Here is a 17,597-nt window from a genome sequence, read left to right as displayed (position 1 = left end):
GTTTTTTATATTGTCTTTTTTTACTTTTATTGAGAAGTGAAAGAATGATAATTATTGGCTAAACGTGTAAAATAGTAGAAGAAATGGAGGCATGATCGGGGAATGATTACGAAAAAAGATGTGATAAAAGCGTTAGAAACAATTGCAATTTATATGGAAATAAAAGGAGAAAACAGCTTTAAAATCTCTGCATACCGAAAAGCTGCTCAGGCGTTAGAGACAGATGAGCGAACACTGGCGCAAATAGAAGACCCGGCCAAATTGAAGGGGATCGGAAAAGGGACAGCAACAGTGATTGATGAATTAAAAACAACCGGAACATCATCGATTTTAGAAGAATTAAAGGCAGAGCTGCCAGCAGGATTATTACCTTTATTAAAATTACCAGGTCTGGGCGGGAAAAAGATTGGCAAGCTGTATCAGGAATTAGAGGTTGTCGATGTTGATACCTTAAAATCGTGCTGCGAAGAAAACAAAGTTCAAGCATTAGCCGGGTTTGGGAAGAAAACAGAGGAAAAAATTCTTGCAGCCATTGCAGAAATGGGGTCTCGTCCGGAACGTTTACCGATTTCATTCGTATTACCAATTGCAGAAGAAATTGAAAATCAATTAAAGATGATGGAGGGCATTGACAATTATTCACGAGCAGGAAGTCTCCGTCGGACAAGAGAAACGGTCAAGGACTTAGATTTTATTATTGCAACTAATCACCCTGAAAATGTTCGTGATCAGTTGTTGCAAATACGGGGAATTTCTGAAGTGATCGCCAAAGGAAACACGAAAGTATCCGTGGAGCTATCCTATGAATACCCAATTTCAGTTGATTTTCGCTTAGTACAACCAAAGGAATTTGCCACAACGCTCCATCATTTTACAGGGTCAAAAGATCATAATGTGAAGATGAGACAGCTTGCAAAAGACCGTGGTGAAAAAATAAGTGAGTATGGAGTTGAGAATACGGAAACCGGTGAAATCAAGACGTTTGCAAATGAGAAGGAATTTTTTACTCATTTCGGCTTGCAATTTATCCCACCTGAAGTAAGGGAAGGTGGGGATGAAGTTGATGCATTTCGTGATAAAGTAAAACTTATCACGGCACAAGATGTGAAAGGTGACCTTCACATGCATACGACATGGAGTGACGGTGCTTTTTCAATTGAGGAAATGGCTGAAGCGGCTCGGAAAAAAGGATATTCTTACATTTGCATCACGGATCATTCAAAGTTTTTAAGAGTGGCGAACGGTTTAACAGAGGAGAGATTAGCACAGCAGAGATTAGAAATCGCTAGAATTAACGAAAAGTATACGGATTTTACGATTTTCTCTGGAATTGAAATGGATATTTTGCCTGATGGAACGTTAGATTACGACGATGAGATTATTGCAGAATTAGATTTTGTCATAGCGGCCATTCATTCGTCTTTCTCACAAGATCGACAAACGATTATGAAACGTTTAATTACTGCTTTAAATAATCAACACGTTGATCTTATTGCTCATCCAACTGGCCGTTTAATAGGAAGAAGAGCTGGATATGATGTCGATGTAGATATGCTGATTGAAATTGCTAAAGAAACGGATACCGCATTGGAATTAAATGCAAATCCTTATCGTTTAGATTTGTCGGCCTCATGGTTAAAGAAAGCGCAGCAAGCAGGTGTGAAGCTTGCGATTAATACCGATGCCCATCATATTGATCAGTTGGATTACATGGAGATCGGGACATCAAGCGCAAGGAAAGGCTGGATTCGACCTGAATCTGTCATTAATACGTGGGGGATTACCGAATTAAAACAATTCTTCTCACGACACAAGTAACGCAAACAAGAGAATATTGTTATACTATAGATTGATGATTTGGACATGAAAGGGGGTTGGTCAGTTGTTAGAACGTGTTTGTCGTGTATTAGAGTACAAAAAGATGAAAGAACAACTGATACAACATGTTGCATCAAGTTTAGGTCGCCAAAAAGTGGAAGAACTACTTCCTTCAAATCATCTTGAAGAAGTTATTCATTGGCAGAACGGAACTTTTGAAGGAGCGAAAGTCCTTCGCTTAAAAGGACAAGCTCAATTAGGGGGAATTCGTGATATTCGAATGAGTGTCAAGCGTTCCCAAATTGGTGGAATGTTGCAGGCAACTGAGTTATTAGATATAGCAAGTACGATTTATGGAGGGCGCCGTTTCAAGAAATTCATCGAAACGATGGTGTTTGAAGAAGAAGTGCAATTGCCAATCTTGGCCGAACTTGTAGAACAAATCGAGCCGCTCACTGATGTTGAACGTGAGATTAAACAAGCGATTGATGATCATGGACATGTCCTTGATTCAGCAAGCCCAACATTAAGAACGATCCGTCATCAAATTCGTAGTTTTGAAGCTTCTATTCGTTCGAAACTGGAATCATATACTCGTTCATCAAGCAAACAAAAAATGCTCTCTGACGCGATTATTACCATTCGGAATGATAGATACGTGATTCCGGTTAAGCAAGAATATCGTACGTCATTTGGTGGAATTGTTCATGATCAGTCTTCTTCTGGAGCAACATTATTTATTGAGCCGCAAGCAGTTGTAACAATAAATAATCAGCTTCGTGAAGCAAAAGCAAAAGAAAAGCAAGAGATTGAAAAAATTCTCCGGGAACTTTCTGAAGCAGTTGCAGTCGAAGGAGAAGCGTTAATCCAAAACGTCAAAATGCTTGCTGAAATTGACTTTATATTTGCAAAAGCTCTATATAGTAAAGAAATCAAAGGGTCACAACCGAAGTTAAATGACCGAGGGTATATCCAAATTCGTAAAGGAAGACATCCGCTTATTCCGGCAGATGAGGTTGTTCCAATCGATGTTGAATTAGGCCATGATTACACATCGATTATCATTACTGGTCCAAATACAGGAGGAAAAACAGTCACATTAAAAACAATTGGGCTCCTTACTTTAATGGCTCAATCTGGTATCCAAATTCCAGCTGAGGAAGAATCGGAAATGGCTGTATTCTCTTCTATTTTTGCAGATATTGGTGATGAACAGTCAATTGAACAAAGTTTAAGTACGTTCTCATCTCATATGGTCAACATTATAGAAATTTTAAAGAATGTCGATCATAACAGTCTCGTTCTCTTTGACGAGCTCGGGGCGGGAACAGATCCAACTGAAGGGGCCGCATTAGCAATTGCGATACTTGATGATGTCTATCAACGTGGTGCCCGGGTTGTGGCAACAACTCACTACAGTGAATTAAAAGGATATGCATACAACCATAAAGGTGCGATTAATGCGAGTGTTGAATTTGATGTAAAAACATTGCGCCCAACGTACCGGTTACTTATTGGGGTTCCAGGAAAAAGTAATGCCTTTGCGATTTCAAAGCGACTTGGATTAGATAATAATATTATTGATAAAGCCAAGTCTCAAATTAGCAGCGAAACAAATAAAGTAGAAAAAATGATTGCGTCATTAGAGGAAAATCAAAAAACGGCTACGAATGAAAGAGAAGAAGCCATTAAGCTGCGAAAAGAAGCCGAAAAGCTAAGGGAAGAGTTAATTAGCCAGTTAAATGCGTTAGAAGAGGAAAAAGCTAAGCTGCTAGAAGAAGCGGAAGAAAAAGCGACAGAAGCAATAGGCAAAGCAAAAGCAGAGGCTGAAAGTATTATTAAAGAACTGCGGAAAATTCAAAAAGAAAATCCTAATATAAAAGAGCATGAATTAATTGATGCTAAGAAGCGCTTAGAACAAGCCGAACCGAAATTAACGAAAAAGAAAAAATCTCCAATTAAAAACACAAAACAGCATGAGCTAAAGCCGGGAGATGAAGTGAAGGTGATGACCTTTGGACAGAAAGGTCATATCGTTGAGAAAATTAACGACAAGGAATATCAAGTGCAAATCGGTATTATGAAAATGAAAGTAGCAGTAACCGATTTAGAATTTATTGATCGACCGAAACCGATCGAAAAGAAACCTTTGGCTACAGTTCGAGGAAGCCATGCGAATCATGTAAAAATGGAATTGGATTTACGCGGAGAACGGTATGAAGATGCGATGCTCCTAGTTGAGAAATACCTAGATGATGCGACCTTAGCTGGGCATCCTCAAGTTTCGATTATTCATGGGAAAGGTACAGGCGCATTAAGAAATGGCGTACAGCAGCTTTTAAAAAAACATCGTAATGTAAAAGGGATACGCTATGGCGGGATGAACGAAGGCGGTCTTGGTGTAACAGTTGTTGAACTGAAATAACATAATGAGGAGGGACCTAATGGAGACTTTTTTTAATTATGCTTTTGTGAAAACGGCCGCTAACTATAGTGTCGTAGTTTTAGCGATAATTGTGTTTTTGGCAGTCTTTGAATTAGTAACCTCCTATCGAAATTGGGATGAAATAAAAAAAGGGAATCTATCTGTTGCCATGGCAACAGGGGGGAAACTCTTTGGTTTGGCAAATATCTTTCATTTTTCGATTCGTCATAATGATTCATTTTTAACGATGTTAGGATGGGGAGTTTTTGGTTTTGTTTTATTATTAATTGGTTATTTTATGTTTGAATTTTTAACACCAAAATTTCGTGTCGATGAAGAGATTGGAAATGATAATCGTGCTGTAGGCTTGATGTCGATGATTATTTCAATCTCCCTCTCCTTCATCATCGGAGCAAGCATTTTTTCAATGTAAAATGTAAAATTTATAATTTAAAATCGGAAGTAAGCATAATCAGGATGCGTTAAGAAAACATCCTTGAATAACTAAAACAACTTTACATTTTACATTTTAAATTTTAATTTTAGTGGAGTTGGGGTATTTGGAAACGCTTTGGAAAGTCTTATTTGTTTGTTGTGCGGGTTTCGTTTTAGCTGGTTTTATCTATTTATTTTTTATTGCGTAAAGTTATTGTTAAAAAAGCAATCTCAATTATTGAGGTTGTTTTTTTATTTCTGAAAATGCATGACATCAAATGGATTGGCATATTTATAGACTAATAAGTATTGAATTATACCAATAACAAATCGAAACATTCTAGAAAACAGATAGAGAGGTAATGCACATGGAGTGGGATGTTTTGGATAGAAGGGAGAGACACTAAGGAGGAGGATGCTCTATGGGGATCAAAGCAAAAAAAATTTGGCTGCGACATTATCCGCCTGAAATTTCTAAGTCAATTTCTTATGAAGAAAGAACTTTACAGTCCTATTTATTAGAGGCAGCTGATGAAAATCCAGAAAAGACTGCACTCTATTTTTTAGGTAAGGAGCTAACTTTTCGTGAGTTGTACTACTCGGCATTAAAATTTGCAAATCAGCTCTTGTCCATCGGTGTCAAGAAGGGTGATCGTGTGGCAATTATGCTTGCAAATTGCCCACAAGGAGTCATTAGCTATTATGGAGCGTTATTAGCAGGAGCAGTGGTTGTCCAAACGAATCCTCTTTATGTTGAACGAGAACTTGAACATCAATTAATTGATTCAGGTGCAAAAGTTATGATTTGCCTCGACCTTGTCTATCCTCGTGTTTCGAAAGTGAAATCAAACACAAAATTAGAGCATATCATTGTAACGGGCATTAAGGATTACCTTCCATTTCCAAAAAATATCATTTACCCATTTATTCAAAAGAAAAATACAGGGCTAAAAGTTGACATTACGTATAGAAGGAATATTCACCATTTCCCTGCATTTCTTAACGAAGGAATTGGACGTAAAATTGATGTTGAGATTAACCCGAAAGAAGATCTTGCACTATTACAATATACAGGTGGGACAACAGGTCCTGCTAAAGGAGTCATGCTGACCCATTATAATCTGGTGGCGAATACAATGCAGTGTGTATCCTGGATGTACAAAATGAAGAAGGGTGAAGAATGTACACTGGCAGCATTACCTTTTTTTCATGTGTACGGGATGACAGTTTGTATGAACTTAGCCATTATGTATCAGTCAAAATTAGTGATTGTTCCTAAATTTGACCCGAAGCAAGTATTACAAATGATTGAGAAGCAAAAAGTGACATTATTTCCGGGTGCACCAACGATGTATATTGCTCTATTAAATCATCCGAACTTGGCAGATTATGACCTCTCGACAGTTGAAGCATGCCTTAGTGGATCTGCCGCCTTACCGGTAGAAGTGCAGCAGCAGTTTGAAAAATTAACGGGAGGAAAATTAGTTGAAGGGTATGGTTTAACGGAAACTTCGCCTGTTGCTATATCAAATCTTATCTGGGAGTATCGAAAAACAGGTAGTATTGGCATTCCTTGGCCCGACACAGAGGTAGCTGTATTGCAAGCAGAGACAGGTGATTTAGCTGGTCCAAATGAAATTGGTGAACTGATGATTCGCGGTCCGCAAGTGATGAAAGGCTATTGGAATCGCCCAAAGGAAACAGATGAGGCATTCCATGACGATTGGTTTTTAACAGGAGATATGGGGTATTATGATGAGGAAGGGTTCTTCTATATTGTTGACCGGAAAAAGGATATGATCAATGCGGGTGGATTTAACATTTATCCAAGAGAAATTGAGGAAGTATTATATGAGCATGAAAGTGTAAAAGAAGCCGTTGCCATTGGTGTCCCTGATCCATATCGTGGTGAAACCGTAAAGGCATTTATTGTTCTTAAGGAAGGAAAGATATGTACTGAACAGGAGCTTAACACATTTTGCCGTAAACATTTAGCTGCATATAAAGTTCCAAAATTATACGAATTTCGTGATGAATTACCAAAAACAATTATTGGCAAAGTGCTCAAGCGGGTACTGATTGAAGAGGAGGAAAAGAAGTTTTCAGAAGAGGCGTCGAATAATTGAGTTTAGAGTTTAGAGCTGAAAAGGCGGTGCAGCCACGATTGCATCGCCTTTTCTTTCAACTTTCAACTTTCAACTAAAATTATCATCAACAATTTGTTCATCATTAATATAATCGGCGCCATGTTGGTGGAGGATGGAGGTGACCGTTTCATATGTTTCTGGTGTGGCAGCTTCTATTGTAAGCATAGCTGCTCCACCTTTAATATGTTTTTCAATTTCTTCAGCTTCATATCTGTTAACACCTAAATCGACGAGGCCGCCAACGATACCACCTGCAGTAGCCCCGGCAAGGGCACCATAGATAGGCCCGGCAGCCATAATAATGCCGATACCAGGGAATAGAAGCATGCTCAGTCCAGTCAGGATTCCACCTACCCCTCCAATTGCAGAGCCAATCAAGACCCCATTTAAAGGTGGATCACTGCTAAGATCATTTTCTTCCATACTTTCCGGATCAGGGCGATGTACAAATGAGATATCATCACGAGGAACAACGTTTAGCAAATCATGAAAAGCATGCTCGGCTCTAGAAAGATCATAAAATGTTGCGATTATATGCGGCTTTCCCATAATCAACCCCCTTAGTCACAAGCCTATTAACCTTCAACTCTAAACTCTAAACTCTAAACTCTAAACTCCCTAAAGTGTTTCAATATAGTCCTTAACCGCCTTTATTTGTTCCGTATTTAATCCTAATGCCGGTAAGGATGGCATTTCACCAATACCGTTTACTAAGATTTTTTGCAATTCTTCCTCTGAATACCGCTCGGAAACTCCTTGCATCCCGGGACCAATCTTAAATTCGTCAGTAACATTGTGACAGCCAAAGCAACTTTGACTAAAAATAGTTTCTCCATCAGCAGAAACTTCAGAAACCTGGTTAAGAGGAACCGCTAATAAGGCGTAACCAAAGGCCCATAAACCTAAAAGGACATATGTAAAAATAAGAAAGCGCGGAACTTTTGCATCCCCCATACGGATGTCTTCGGCCATATCTTCTACTTGCTTTGTTTGTGGCTCAATCTTTTCACTTTGTTTCAAAGTTTCATTTTCATTTGATGAAGCAGACTTATTGTTTTGATCATTATCCATCCCATTCACCTCTATTCATAAGCCTTTTTATAGCTATGAGCCGACTGGTCTCCCTTCTGTTTGTGGAGAAGGTTTTAATGCCATCATATATGCAATTAAATTCTCGATATCTTCGTCACTTAAATAGTCATATCTTGGCATAATACTACCCGGCAACATTTTTTGCGGGTTCTTTAAGTGCTCACGGTGCCAATCAGCATTCCAACGGTTGCCGACCCACATTAGATCGGCGCCGGTACGCTTTGAACCAAGCATGGCAGGGGCCTCGTAATAATAATCTCCTGGTTGAGCGACGGGGCCGAGACTGCTGTCAGCAAGTACTGGGCGGACAAATTGAGTATGACAAGTATGACAACCTTCACGAATATACACTTCCCGTCCTCTGTACTCTGGGGAATCTACAGCGAAGTTCCGCATTTCAGCGTTTTCACTCGGAACTTGCATTTGATCATCATAAAAAGGTAAGTATGCTGTACCAAAGGTTCCTAAGAGGAATAAAACAAGTGCACCAAAGATAAAAGTCAGCATGGAACGTTCATTATGAAAACCACTCATATCTCTTTGTCCCCTCCTTTTCCATTAGGCTGTACTTTCATTTGTTTTTGGAATCCGTTCTCCTTTTCGATGAGTTTGGTATAAATTCCATATAAAGATAAACTGCGCAACAAACATGAATAAACCACCAAGCGATCGTATCCAGAAAAATGGCTGCATCGCGATCAGCATTTCAGTGAACTGCAATCCATATTGTCCGCCTTCAATCCATGCAAATCCTTCAAATACCCCAGCTGTCCATGTACTAAAGGCGAATAAGAGGAGACCAATGGTGGAGAGCCAATAGTGACTTTCCATCATTTTTTTTGAATAAATCTCGCGATAGGTGATTTTTGGGATGGTATAATACATTACCGCAAAGACAACAAACGAAAATCCCCCGAATACAGGCAAATGTGCATGTCCAGGGACCCAATCAGTAAATTTAACAACAGAGCTCGGTCCCTGCAAAGATTGAAAAGGGCCTTGCAAACAGGTGATAAGGTAGAAGATACCACCAGTCACGAGAAACTTGAGATTCGTATTATGGGAAACAACGTGCCACTTTCCTTTCATCGTTCCAAAAATATTCGCCAATACCGCCCAAACTGGAATAATGAGGAGTACAGAGGGAATAACGCCTGCTTTCATCAGCCATAAAGGGATAGGGCCATTTTGTAAATGATGTGGACCATTCCAAACATAAAACGTAGCAATTGTCCAAAAACCGATCAGTGAAAGCTTATGGCTATATAAAGGATTTTTTGTTAAGTACGGGAGTAAGTAGTAAATGAGACCGACTCCGACTGTTGTAAACCATAGCCCGATAATGTTGTGACCGTAAAACCAAAAAATTAAATATTGGGGAACGCCTGATAATAATTTGTACGGAAGATTACCAATCACATATAGTCCTGGTAACCAAATTAATGAGCCCATAAAGTACCATAAACTAACATATAGCTGCTTTTCATTTCTTCTGGCAATTGTTGTAAAGCATATATTTGCCACAGCTAGAACAAGGAGTACCACATACACATCTAACCATAGTGGAAGCTCAGCGTATTCGGCCGTCGTCGTATAACCTAAGGATAAAGTAATGATGGCGAGGACAATAAGAATATTCCAACCTATACCTACAATTGTGGCTAAACGAGGAAATGCTAATTGATTTCTGCACAGTTTCGGTATAACATAAAAGATAGCACCGATATTAGCCATTGTCAGCCAACCGAATAAAATGACATTTGTGTGAACAGGGCGAATGCGGCCATATTGGAAATAAATTTGAAGAGGCCCCCATGCTAAGAAGTCAGGCCACATAAATTTTAAAGCAAGAATTAATCCATAAAGCATCCCGACAAAAATCCAGATTAATGAGGAGTAAAAAAAGATTTTTGACGGTAGATATTCATCTTTTGTTGAAAGCGTTGCCATTCTGTATGCTCCTTCCTATGTACCATCTAAGCTTACTATTACCAAAAGATAATTCCTTATTCTCCAAAATTTGTAGTGAGAGGAAAAATAAGCAATTGACAGGAAAGGTACATTGGAATAGAATTAGAAATATGAATGAATGCTCATTCATATTTCAGGGAGGAACACATTGTGGCCAAACGTAAAGGGATTAAGTATGAACAAATTATTGATGCTGCTGTCACTGTTATTGCTAAGCATGGGTATCATCAAGCTCAAGTTTCTAAGATTGCCAAACAAGCTGGAGTAGCAGATGGGACCATTTATCTTTATTTTAAAAACAAAGATGATATTCTTGTTTCTTTATTTCGAGAAAAAATGGGTCAATTTGTTCAAAAAATTGAAAAAGAAATAGAAGGAATTTCGTCGATTGAAGAGAAGTTATATATATTGATTGAAATTCACTTTAAGCACCTGTCGGCTGAGCGCTCGCTCGCCAAGGTTACACAGCTAGAATTAAGGCAATCAAATAGTGTTCTTCGTAACAAGATCAATGATGTACTAAAGCATTATCTAGAGCTAATTGATCGATTATTAATTGAAGGGAAAGAAAGCGGTTTCTTTCATGATGATCTAGATATAAGGCTTGCTAGACAAATGATTTTTGGTACGTTAGATGAAATTGTGACCAATTGGGTAATGAACGAACACAAATATGACCTTGTATCTCTTGCAAAGCCAGTTTATAAGTTATTATTGAACGGTTTTTGTAATAGATAATATATTATACACTTTACGTGTAGAAGGTAATAATGGGAGGAGTTTGGTTAAAACATGCAATATGTAAACGTGAAAAAAGAAAATTTTATCGCTACTGTGACTTTAAATCGTCCCCCTGCAAACGCTTTGGCACAACCGATTTTGAAGGAGTTATCTGTAGTCTTTAATGATCTAGAAGCAGATGAAGAAGTGAAAGTGATTGTTCTCCATGGTGAAGGCCGATTCTTTGCTGCAGGTGCAGATATTAAAGAATTTACAGAAGTGAAATCTGGTGATGATTTTGCTTCATTAGGCGCATATGGTCAACGTTTATTTGATCGTATCGAACAATTTTCAAAACCGGTAATTGCTGCGATTCACGGTGCTGCACTAGGAGGCGGCTTAGAACTAGCGATGGCTTGTCACATCCGCTTAGTTAGTGAAAATGCAAAGTTAGGATTACCAGAATTACAACTAGGACTTGTTCCAGGTTTTGCAGGCAGCCAACGTCTTCCTCGCTTAGTGGGAGTGGGCAAGGCAACTGAAATGTTATTAACGAGTGAGCCTGTAACAGGTGTTGAGGCAGTATCATTAGGCCTGGCAAATCATGCATACCCAGAAGAAGAACTTATGGATAAAGCTTATGAGCTTGCTGGGAAGATCACGAAGAAAAGTGCTGTTTCAATCAGTTATATTTTAGAGTTATTAACTTATGCAACCGATAGCAAATTCCAGGAAGGTGTTGCAAAAGAAGCTGAGCTGTTTGGAAAAGTGTTTGATTCTTACGATGGTCAAGAAGGAATCAAAGCATTCATTGAAAAAAGAAAGCCTGATTTCAAAAATAAATAATATTTTTATATTATCTATTTTCCGAAAATATAAAACAAATGTAATTTTTGAGAAATTATGAGAACCACTACTTGATGAAACAATTGACATCAAGCAGTCTAACTATACAATTACAGCACTAACTTAGGGAGGGAATACTATGAATATCGTTGTTGTTTTAAAGCGTACCTTTGACACTGAAGAAAAGATTACTATCAATAATGGAAAGATAAGTGAAGATGGTGCCGAATTTATTATTAACCCTTACGACGAGTATGCGGTTGAAGAAGCTATCACTTTACGTGATGCGCATGGTGGAGAAGTAACAGTTGTTACAGTCGGGGAAGAAGAAGCAGAGAAAGAGCTTCGTACAGCACTTGCAATGGGCGCTGACAAAGCAGTCCTTATTGATAGTGAAGATGTAGAAGATGGAGATCAATTCTCAACTTCAACAATTTTAGCTGCTTACTTAAAGGATAAAGATGCAGACATTATTCTAGCTGGTAACGTAGCTGTTGATGGTGGATCTGGTCAAGTTGGACCTCGTTTAGCTGAAGAGCTGGGAATTTCTGCTGTAACGACAATTACAAAGCTTACAGTTGACGGCGGTACAGCTACAATTGAGCGCGACGTAGAAGGAGATCTTGAAGTGGTTGAGGTTGCACTTCCGGTTCTTGTTACGTGCCAACAGGGGTTAAATGAGCCGCGTTATCCGTCTTTACCTGGTATTATGAAGGCGAAGAAAAAGCCTTTGGAGACATTGGATTTAGATGATTTAGACTTGGATGAAGATGATGTAGAAGCAAAAACAAAGACTGTCGATAGATTTTTACCACCGGCTAAAGAAGCAGGGAAAATTCTTGAAGGTGACACAGATCAACAAGTAAAAGAACTTGTATCGTTATTAAAGACAGAAGCGAAAGTCATTTAATGGGAGGGGATCAACATGGCAAAAAAAGTACTAGTATTAGGTGAAATTCGTGATGGCGAATTACGTAACGTATCGTTTGAAGCTGTTGCAGCAGCGAGACTTGTAGCAAATGGCGGAGAAGTAGTAGGTTTATTACTTGGGGAAAGTGTAAGCAGCTTAGCAAATGAATTAATTCAATATGGCGCTGACCGTGTGATTACAGTAGAAAATGCAGACCTGAAAGCATACACTCCAGATGCATATTCTCAAGCAATCCTGCAAGTGATTGACGCTGAAAAACCAGAAGGATTCATTCTTGGACATACAGCAATCGGTAAGGACGTTTCACCTCGTATTGCAGCGAAAATTAAATCTGGTTTAGTTTCTGATGCTGTAAGTCTTGAAGTTGTTGGTGAAGAAGTGATCTTTACTCGTCCAATTTATTCTGGTAAAGCATTTGAAAAGAAAGTCGTTCAAGATGGTATCGTATTTGCATCGATCCGTCCGAACAATATTACACCACTAGAAAAAGATGAGTCACGTACTGGTGATGTTACATCTATGGACGTTGAAATCAAAGATTTACGTACAATCATTAAAGACATCGTTCGTAAAACAGCTGGAGGAATTGACCTTTCTGAAGCGAAAGTAATCGTTGCAGGAGGACGTGGTGTGAAGAGTGAAGATGGCTTCAAACCACTTCAAGAGCTTGCGGACGTATTAGGTGGTGCAGTCGGCGCTTCTCGTGGTGCGTGTGACGCTGAATATTGTGACTACTCATTACAAATTGGTCAAACAGGAAAAGTTGTAACACCAGACCTTTATATCGCTTGCGGTATTTCTGGTGCGATCCAACACGTAGCTGGAATGAGTAACTCAAAAGTAATCGTTGCAATCAACAAAGACCCAGAAGCAACAATTTTCAGCATCGCTGATTATGGAATCGTTGGTGACCTGTTTGAAGTTGTTCCATTACTTACAGAAGAATTAAAAAATGTAATCGTAAAAGCATAACAAAAAAGCGAGCGAATGCTCGCTTTTTTGTTAATTTAGAATTGAAAATTTAGAATGTAGAATTATTGCAAGTAGCTCAAAGCAGACTTCTTGATTAGCCTTAGAAGGTTTTAATTCTAAATTCTAAATTCTAAATTCTACATTCTAAATTAAAGGAATTTGGGAAACATAAAACTTGTAAGCAATTTATTAGTATATAGTGGAAAACGATGATATACTTTTGTATGAAATGAGATATACTCAGGGGCGTACTTTAAATAGGTAAAGGATTGCCTCTAGTGAATGAGGGAGGAATAATAATGGCAATTGTAAATGTATCAGATCAAAATTTCGCTGCTGAAACTGGTGATGGTGTAGTATTGGTTGATTTTTGGGCTCCGTGGTGTGGACCTTGTAAAATGATCGCACCTGTTTTAGAGGAACTTTCAACAGAAATGGGAGACAAAGTAAAAATCGCAAAACTTGATGTTGACGAAAACCAAGAAACAGCGAGCAAGTTTGGTGTAATGAGTATCCCTACGTTAATGGTTATGAAAAATGGAGAAGTTGTTGATACAGTTGTAGGTTTTCAACCAAAAGATGCTCTTGCTGAATTACTAAATAAACATTTATAATAAAAAAGCCTGATATCAGGCTTTTTTTTATTGATGCAGTTTAGTATAAGTAGATCAGAATCACGTAGAGTGAGTTGTAAGGTGGTGTATTTGAGTGGACAAGATAAAAGAAAAATTAGCTATACTACCTGATCAGCCAGGATGCTATTTAATGAAAGACAAACAAGGAACGATTATTTACGTTGGTAAGGCAAAGGTATTAAAAAATCGAGTACGCTCTTATTTCACCGGATCACATGATGGAAAAACACAGCGTCTCGTTAGTGAAATTGCTGATTTTGAATATATTATTACTTCCTCAAACCTAGAAGCACTTTTATTGGAAATCAATTTAATTAAAAAGCATGATCCGAAATATAATGTCATGCTAAAAGATGATAAAAGCTATCCATACCTCAAAATAACGTCAGAGGAGCATCCACGATTAATCACGACAAGAAAGGTGAAAAAGGATAAAGGCAAATACTTTGGACCATATCCTCATGCAGGAGCTGCCGCTGAAACGAAAAAGTTACTTGATCGCCTTTTTCCACTGCGTAAATGCAATACATTGCCAGATCGTGTTTGTCTTTATTATCATATTGGCCAGTGTAAAGCACCTTGTGTAAATAACGTATCTCCTGAGGAAAACACGGAAATGGTCAATGCCATTATCCGTTTTTTAAACGGTGGTCATAAAGAAATAAAAGATGAATTAACAGAAAAAATGCTTAAAGCATCGGAGGAGCTTAATTTCGAGCGGGCAAAAGAATTGCGTGACCAAATCACTGATATCGAAGCTGTCATGGAAAAGCAAAAAATGACAATGACAGATCAAATAGACCGTGATGTCTTTGGTTTTTCCTATGATAAAGGATGGATGTGTGTTCAAGTTTTCTTTGTTCGTCAAGGAAAGTTAATTGAACGCGATGTATCGATCTTTCCTTTTTACGGAGAAGCAGAAGAAGACTTCTTAACCTATATCGGTCAGTTTTATATGCAAAAAGAACATATAAAACCAAAGGAGATCTTACTGCCAAAGGATGTTGACAACGAGCTAATTAGTCAATTTTTGCAGGTGAAAACGATTCAGCCTCAACGTGGAAACAAAAAAGATCTCGTCGAACTTGCGATAAAGAATGCAGAAGTAGCCCTTAAAGAAAAATTTGCGTTAATTGAACGTGATGAGTCAAGAACCGTTCGCGCAGTTGAGAATCTTGGTAAGGCACTAGGAATTGAACCTCCATACAGAATTGAAGCTTTTGATAATTCCAATATACAAGGAACAGATCCTGTCTCAGCGATGGTAAGTTTCCTTGATGGTAAGCCGAATAAAAAAGAGTACCGTAAATATAAAATTAAAACTGTTGAAGGACCTGATGATTATCACTCAATGCAGGAAGTAGTTCGCCGGCGTTATTTACGTCTTTTAAAGGAAAAGGCACCATTACCTGACCTGATCGTAATTGATGGAGGGATAGGGCAAATGAATGTTGCGAAAAGTGTTTTAGAAGATGAACTAGGCGTTCACATACCTGTATGCGGCCTTAAGAAAGATGATAAACACAGAACATCACAGCTTCTTATCGGTGATCCAGCTATGGTCGTACCATTAAAACGTGATAGTCAGGAGTTTTATTTACTGCAACGGATTCAAGATGAGGTCCATCGTTTTGCGATTACCTTTCATCGTCAAATTCGTGGCAAGTCGTTATTACAATCAACACTTGATGGTATTCCAGGAGTAGGAGAAAAAAGAAAACGTTCGTTATTAAAACATTTTGGATCGATTAAGAAAATAAAAGAAGCATCCGAAGAAGAGTTTCGTAAACTTAAACTGCCTGAAAATGTGATCCAAAACATCATCAAGCATTTAAAAGAAGAAAAGCATTGAAAAAATTTACTATTGTAACATGATCTAAATGTTGCTATAATCATAACAAATTGAATAAAGCCACACTTCATTTTTGTGAAGTGATGGTAGAGGCGCGAAAACCAAGAGTAGACTTATTGAGGATGATGAGGTCCGAAGAAGTAAGTTTGAAAGGGGAATTCGCCGAAGTGTAAAGGGGCTCACTACCATTTATGCTGGACCTGCATTGAACAAGTGTAGGGCTGTCACACAATCATCCCAAAGGTTGTGTGGAGGACTATCTCACGATGAGTAAGGGAAAACAAGTGTGGTATTGGACATGGAATGATATTGCCATTACCAAGCAACAGTGAGTGATCCTTGCTGTTGCTTTTTTTGTTGTCTGGCTCCGGCACTGACCGCTCGAGGTCACTTCGGTCCGTAAAACGCTTTTCTTGTTTTTCTTACGACTGTGAAACAAAAGAAAGGATTGAAAAAAATGGCATTAATAGTAAAAAAGTTCGGTGGAACATCAGTAGGCAGTGTTGAACGAATTCAACATGTAGCGAAAACAATAAGTAAATCAGTAGATGAGGGAAATCAAGTTGTCGTTGTTGTTTCTGCGATGGGGAAATCGACAGATCAGCTTGTTGACTTAGCAAATCAAATTTCAAAAAAGCCTAATAAACGAGAAATGGATATGTTACTAACAACCGGAGAGCAAATAACGATTTCATTGCTTGCAATGGCGTTGCAAGAAGCTGGATATCCTGCCGTTTCTTTAACAGGATGGCAAGCAGGGATCGAAACGGAAGCGATTCATGGAAATGCAAGAATCAGTAATTTTAAAGAAGAAAAGATTCAGCATTTTTTAGCAGAAGGAAAAGTAGTCATAGTAGCCGGCTTTCAAGGAATGACGATCGATCAAGAAATTACGACATTAGGACGTGGTGGTTCTGATACAACAGCAGTGGCCTTAGCGGCAGGACTGAAAGCTGACCGTTGCGATATCTATACAGATGTAACCGGTGTGTTTACAGCAGATCCTAGGTATGTGAAACGAGCTCGCAAATTATTATCGATTTCTTATGATGAAATGTTAGAATTAGCCAACCTTGGCGCTGGTGTATTGCACCCAAGGGCCGTTGAATTTGCAAAAAATCATCAAGTTGTATTAACAGTGAAGTCTAGTATGGTTGAAGAGGAAGGAACGTTCGTAGAGGAGGAAGTTACCATGGAGAAAAATTTAGTCGTTCGAGGATTAGCATTTGAAAGTAATGTAACAAAATTTACAGTTGTAGGGTTGCCAAATCAATTAAATACGTTAGCTGATGTTTTCACAATACTTGCAGAAAATAATATTAATGTAGATATTATTATCCAAAATGCGAATGATAAGGAAACAATCAATATCTCGTTTTCGATCGATCAATCCCAATTAGATGAAACAATTGCTATTCTAGAGGAACAGAAAGCATCACTGCAATATGAAGAGCTTCGTCATGAAGATAACCTAGCAAAAGTTTCGATTGTAGGATCTGGAATGATTTCTAACCCAGGTGTGGCTGCACAGATGTTTAAGGTGTTAGCAAATGAAGATATCCATGTCAAAATGGTAAGTACATCAGAAATTAAAATTTCTACAGTTGTTGATAAGGAAGATATGGTGAAAGCTGTTGAGGTCTTACATACAGCTTTTAACCTGGATGCAATCCCGGCAGCGCAAACGGTGTAAAAAAGTTAAAAAGTTGAAAGTTTAAAGTTTCTGGAGATAATTCATGGGAGTTTTTTAACA

At 38.4% G+C, this 17,597-nt stretch carries 15 protein-coding genes and 1 riboswitch; of the genes, 11 read left to right on the top strand and 4 right to left on the bottom strand.

The genetic code is table 11. The features are described from left to right. Positions 1–102 precede the first annotated feature (102 nt). The 4 genes from polX (at position 103) to ACJ2A9_RS12845 (ending at position 6,804) form a co-directional block, all read left to right on the top strand. Positions 103–1,818: a DNA polymerase/3'-5' exonuclease PolX gene (polX, locus tag ACJ2A9_RS12860; protein WP_441422065.1), complete on the top strand. Its 1,716-nt coding sequence runs from the start codon at positions 103–105 to the stop codon at positions 1,816–1,818. A 64-nt stretch (positions 1,819–1,882) separates the two neighbouring features. Beyond that, the gene (locus ACJ2A9_RS12855) at positions 1,883–4,243 is read left to right on the top strand and encodes an endonuclease MutS2 (protein ID WP_441422064.1); all 2,361 of its coding nucleotides are present in this window, start codon (positions 1,883–1,885) and stop codon (positions 4,241–4,243) included. A gap of 19 nt (positions 4,244–4,262) precedes the next feature. Next, positions 4,263–4,676 carry a DUF350 domain-containing protein gene (locus ACJ2A9_RS12850; RefSeq protein WP_441422063.1) on the top strand — a complete coding sequence of 138 codons (414 nt, stop codon included), beginning with the start codon at positions 4,263–4,265 and terminating at the stop codon, positions 4,674–4,676. 424 nt (positions 4,677–5,100) lie between these two features. Further along, complete coding sequence (locus ACJ2A9_RS12845; protein ID WP_441422062.1) at positions 5,101–6,804, top strand: AMP-binding protein; 1,704 nt, start codon at positions 5,101–5,103, stop codon at positions 6,802–6,804. A 69-nt stretch (positions 6,805–6,873) separates the two neighbouring features. Here the strand turns inward: ACJ2A9_RS12845 and ACJ2A9_RS12840 are convergent, their stop codons facing one another. From ACJ2A9_RS12840 to ACJ2A9_RS12825, 4 genes are all read right to left on the bottom strand, one after another. Further along, a complete protein-coding gene (locus tag ACJ2A9_RS12840; protein WP_441422061.1) occupies positions 6,874–7,374 on the bottom strand; it encodes a DUF1269 domain-containing protein in 501 nt (166 codons plus the stop codon). Between the two features lie 69 nt (positions 7,375–7,443). Beyond that, positions 7,444–7,896 carry a c-type cytochrome gene (locus ACJ2A9_RS12835; RefSeq protein ID WP_441422060.1) on the bottom strand — a complete coding sequence of 151 codons (453 nt, stop codon included), beginning with the start codon at positions 7,894–7,896 and terminating at the stop codon, positions 7,444–7,446. 33 nt (positions 7,897–7,929) lie between these two features. Continuing rightward, on the bottom strand, positions 7,930–8,451 hold the full coding sequence (locus ACJ2A9_RS12830) for a cbb3-type cytochrome c oxidase subunit II (protein WP_441422059.1): 522 nt from the start codon (positions 8,449–8,451) through the stop codon (positions 7,930–7,932). 24 nt (positions 8,452–8,475) lie between these two features. Then, positions 8,476–9,867 carry a cbb3-type cytochrome c oxidase subunit I gene (locus ACJ2A9_RS12825; RefSeq protein WP_441422058.1) on the bottom strand — a complete coding sequence of 464 codons (1,392 nt, stop codon included), beginning with the start codon at positions 9,865–9,867 and terminating at the stop codon, positions 8,476–8,478. Positions 9,868–10,038: 171 nt separating this feature from the next. Here ACJ2A9_RS12825 and ACJ2A9_RS12820 point away from each other — a divergent pair, with 171 nt between their 5' ends. The 7 genes from ACJ2A9_RS12820 (at position 10,039) to ACJ2A9_RS12790 (ending at position 17,537) form a co-directional block, all read left to right on the top strand. Continuing rightward, positions 10,039–10,626, top strand: coding sequence for a TetR/AcrR family transcriptional regulator (locus ACJ2A9_RS12820; RefSeq protein ID WP_441422057.1), 588 nt, complete (start codon positions 10,039–10,041; stop codon positions 10,624–10,626). A 54-nt stretch (positions 10,627–10,680) separates the two neighbouring features. Then, positions 10,681–11,454, top strand: a complete 774-nt coding sequence (locus ACJ2A9_RS12815; protein ID WP_441422056.1) for an enoyl-CoA hydratase — start codon at positions 10,681–10,683, stop codon at positions 11,452–11,454. A 139-nt stretch (positions 11,455–11,593) separates the two neighbouring features. Beyond that, a complete protein-coding gene (locus ACJ2A9_RS12810; protein WP_441422055.1) occupies positions 11,594–12,364 on the top strand; it encodes an electron transfer flavoprotein subunit beta/FixA family protein in 771 nt (256 codons plus the stop codon). A 15-nt stretch (positions 12,365–12,379) separates the two neighbouring features. Beyond that, positions 12,380–13,357, top strand: coding sequence for an electron transfer flavoprotein subunit alpha/FixB family protein (locus ACJ2A9_RS12805; protein WP_441422054.1), 978 nt, complete (start codon positions 12,380–12,382; stop codon positions 13,355–13,357). A gap of 299 nt (positions 13,358–13,656) precedes the next feature. Then, positions 13,657–13,971: a thioredoxin gene (trxA, locus tag ACJ2A9_RS12800; protein ID WP_441422053.1), complete on the top strand. Its 315-nt coding sequence runs from the start codon at positions 13,657–13,659 to the stop codon at positions 13,969–13,971. A gap of 151 nt (positions 13,972–14,122) precedes the next feature. After that, entirely contained in the window at positions 14,123–15,844 is a 1,722-nt protein-coding gene (gene uvrC, locus ACJ2A9_RS12795; RefSeq protein ID WP_441422190.1) for an excinuclease ABC subunit UvrC, read from the top strand. A gap of 79 nt (positions 15,845–15,923) precedes the next feature. Continuing rightward, positions 15,924–16,111: riboswitch (Lysine riboswitch) on the top strand. A 190-nt stretch (positions 16,112–16,301) separates the two neighbouring features. Beyond that, positions 16,302–17,537 (top strand): aspartate kinase, encoded by a 1,236-nt coding sequence (locus ACJ2A9_RS12790; protein ID WP_441422052.1) that lies wholly within the window; start codon positions 16,302–16,304, stop codon positions 17,535–17,537. Positions 17,538–17,597: the final 60 nt, after the last annotated feature.

It is taken from the genome of Anaerobacillus sp. MEB173, from assembly GCF_052119505.1.
Classification (GTDB): domain Bacteria; phylum Bacillota; class Bacilli; order Bacillales; family JBJMAU01; genus JBJMAU01.
This window is presented reverse-complemented; position numbering and strand designations above follow the sequence as displayed.

Excerpts from the sequence above, each read along its gene's own strand:
- trxA (WP_441422053.1), top strand. The coding sequence starts at position 13,657 with ATGGCAATTGTAAATGTATCAGATCAAAATTTCGCTGCTGAAACTGGT.
- ACJ2A9_RS12815 (WP_441422056.1), top strand. The coding sequence starts at position 10,681 with ATGCAATATGTAAACGTGAAAAAAGAAAATTTTATCGCTACTGTGACT.
- ACJ2A9_RS12830 (WP_441422059.1), bottom strand. The coding sequence starts at position 8,451 with ATGAGTGGTTTTCATAATGAACGTTCCATGCTGACTTTTATCTTTGGT.
- ACJ2A9_RS12805 (WP_441422054.1), top strand. The coding sequence starts at position 12,380 with ATGGCAAAAAAAGTACTAGTATTAGGTGAAATTCGTGATGGCGAATTA.
- ACJ2A9_RS12835 (WP_441422060.1), bottom strand. The coding sequence starts at position 7,896 with ATGGATAATGATCAAAACAATAAGTCTGCTTCATCAAATGAAAATGAA.
- ACJ2A9_RS12840 (WP_441422061.1), bottom strand. The coding sequence starts at position 7,374 with ATGGGAAAGCCGCATATAATCGCAACATTTTATGATCTTTCTAGAGCC.
- ACJ2A9_RS12790 (WP_441422052.1), top strand. The coding sequence starts at position 16,302 with ATGGCATTAATAGTAAAAAAGTTCGGTGGAACATCAGTAGGCAGTGTT.
- uvrC (WP_441422190.1), top strand. The coding sequence starts at position 14,123 with ATGAAAGACAAACAAGGAACGATTATTTACGTTGGTAAGGCAAAGGTA.
- ACJ2A9_RS12850 (WP_441422063.1), top strand. The coding sequence starts at position 4,263 with ATGGAGACTTTTTTTAATTATGCTTTTGTGAAAACGGCCGCTAACTAT.
- ACJ2A9_RS12810 (WP_441422055.1), top strand. The coding sequence starts at position 11,594 with ATGAATATCGTTGTTGTTTTAAAGCGTACCTTTGACACTGAAGAAAAG.
- polX (WP_441422065.1), top strand. The coding sequence starts at position 103 with ATGATTACGAAAAAAGATGTGATAAAAGCGTTAGAAACAATTGCAATT.
- ACJ2A9_RS12825 (WP_441422058.1), bottom strand. The coding sequence starts at position 9,867 with ATGGCAACGCTTTCAACAAAAGATGAATATCTACCGTCAAAAATCTTT.
- ACJ2A9_RS12845 (WP_441422062.1), top strand. The coding sequence starts at position 5,101 with ATGGGGATCAAAGCAAAAAAAATTTGGCTGCGACATTATCCGCCTGAA.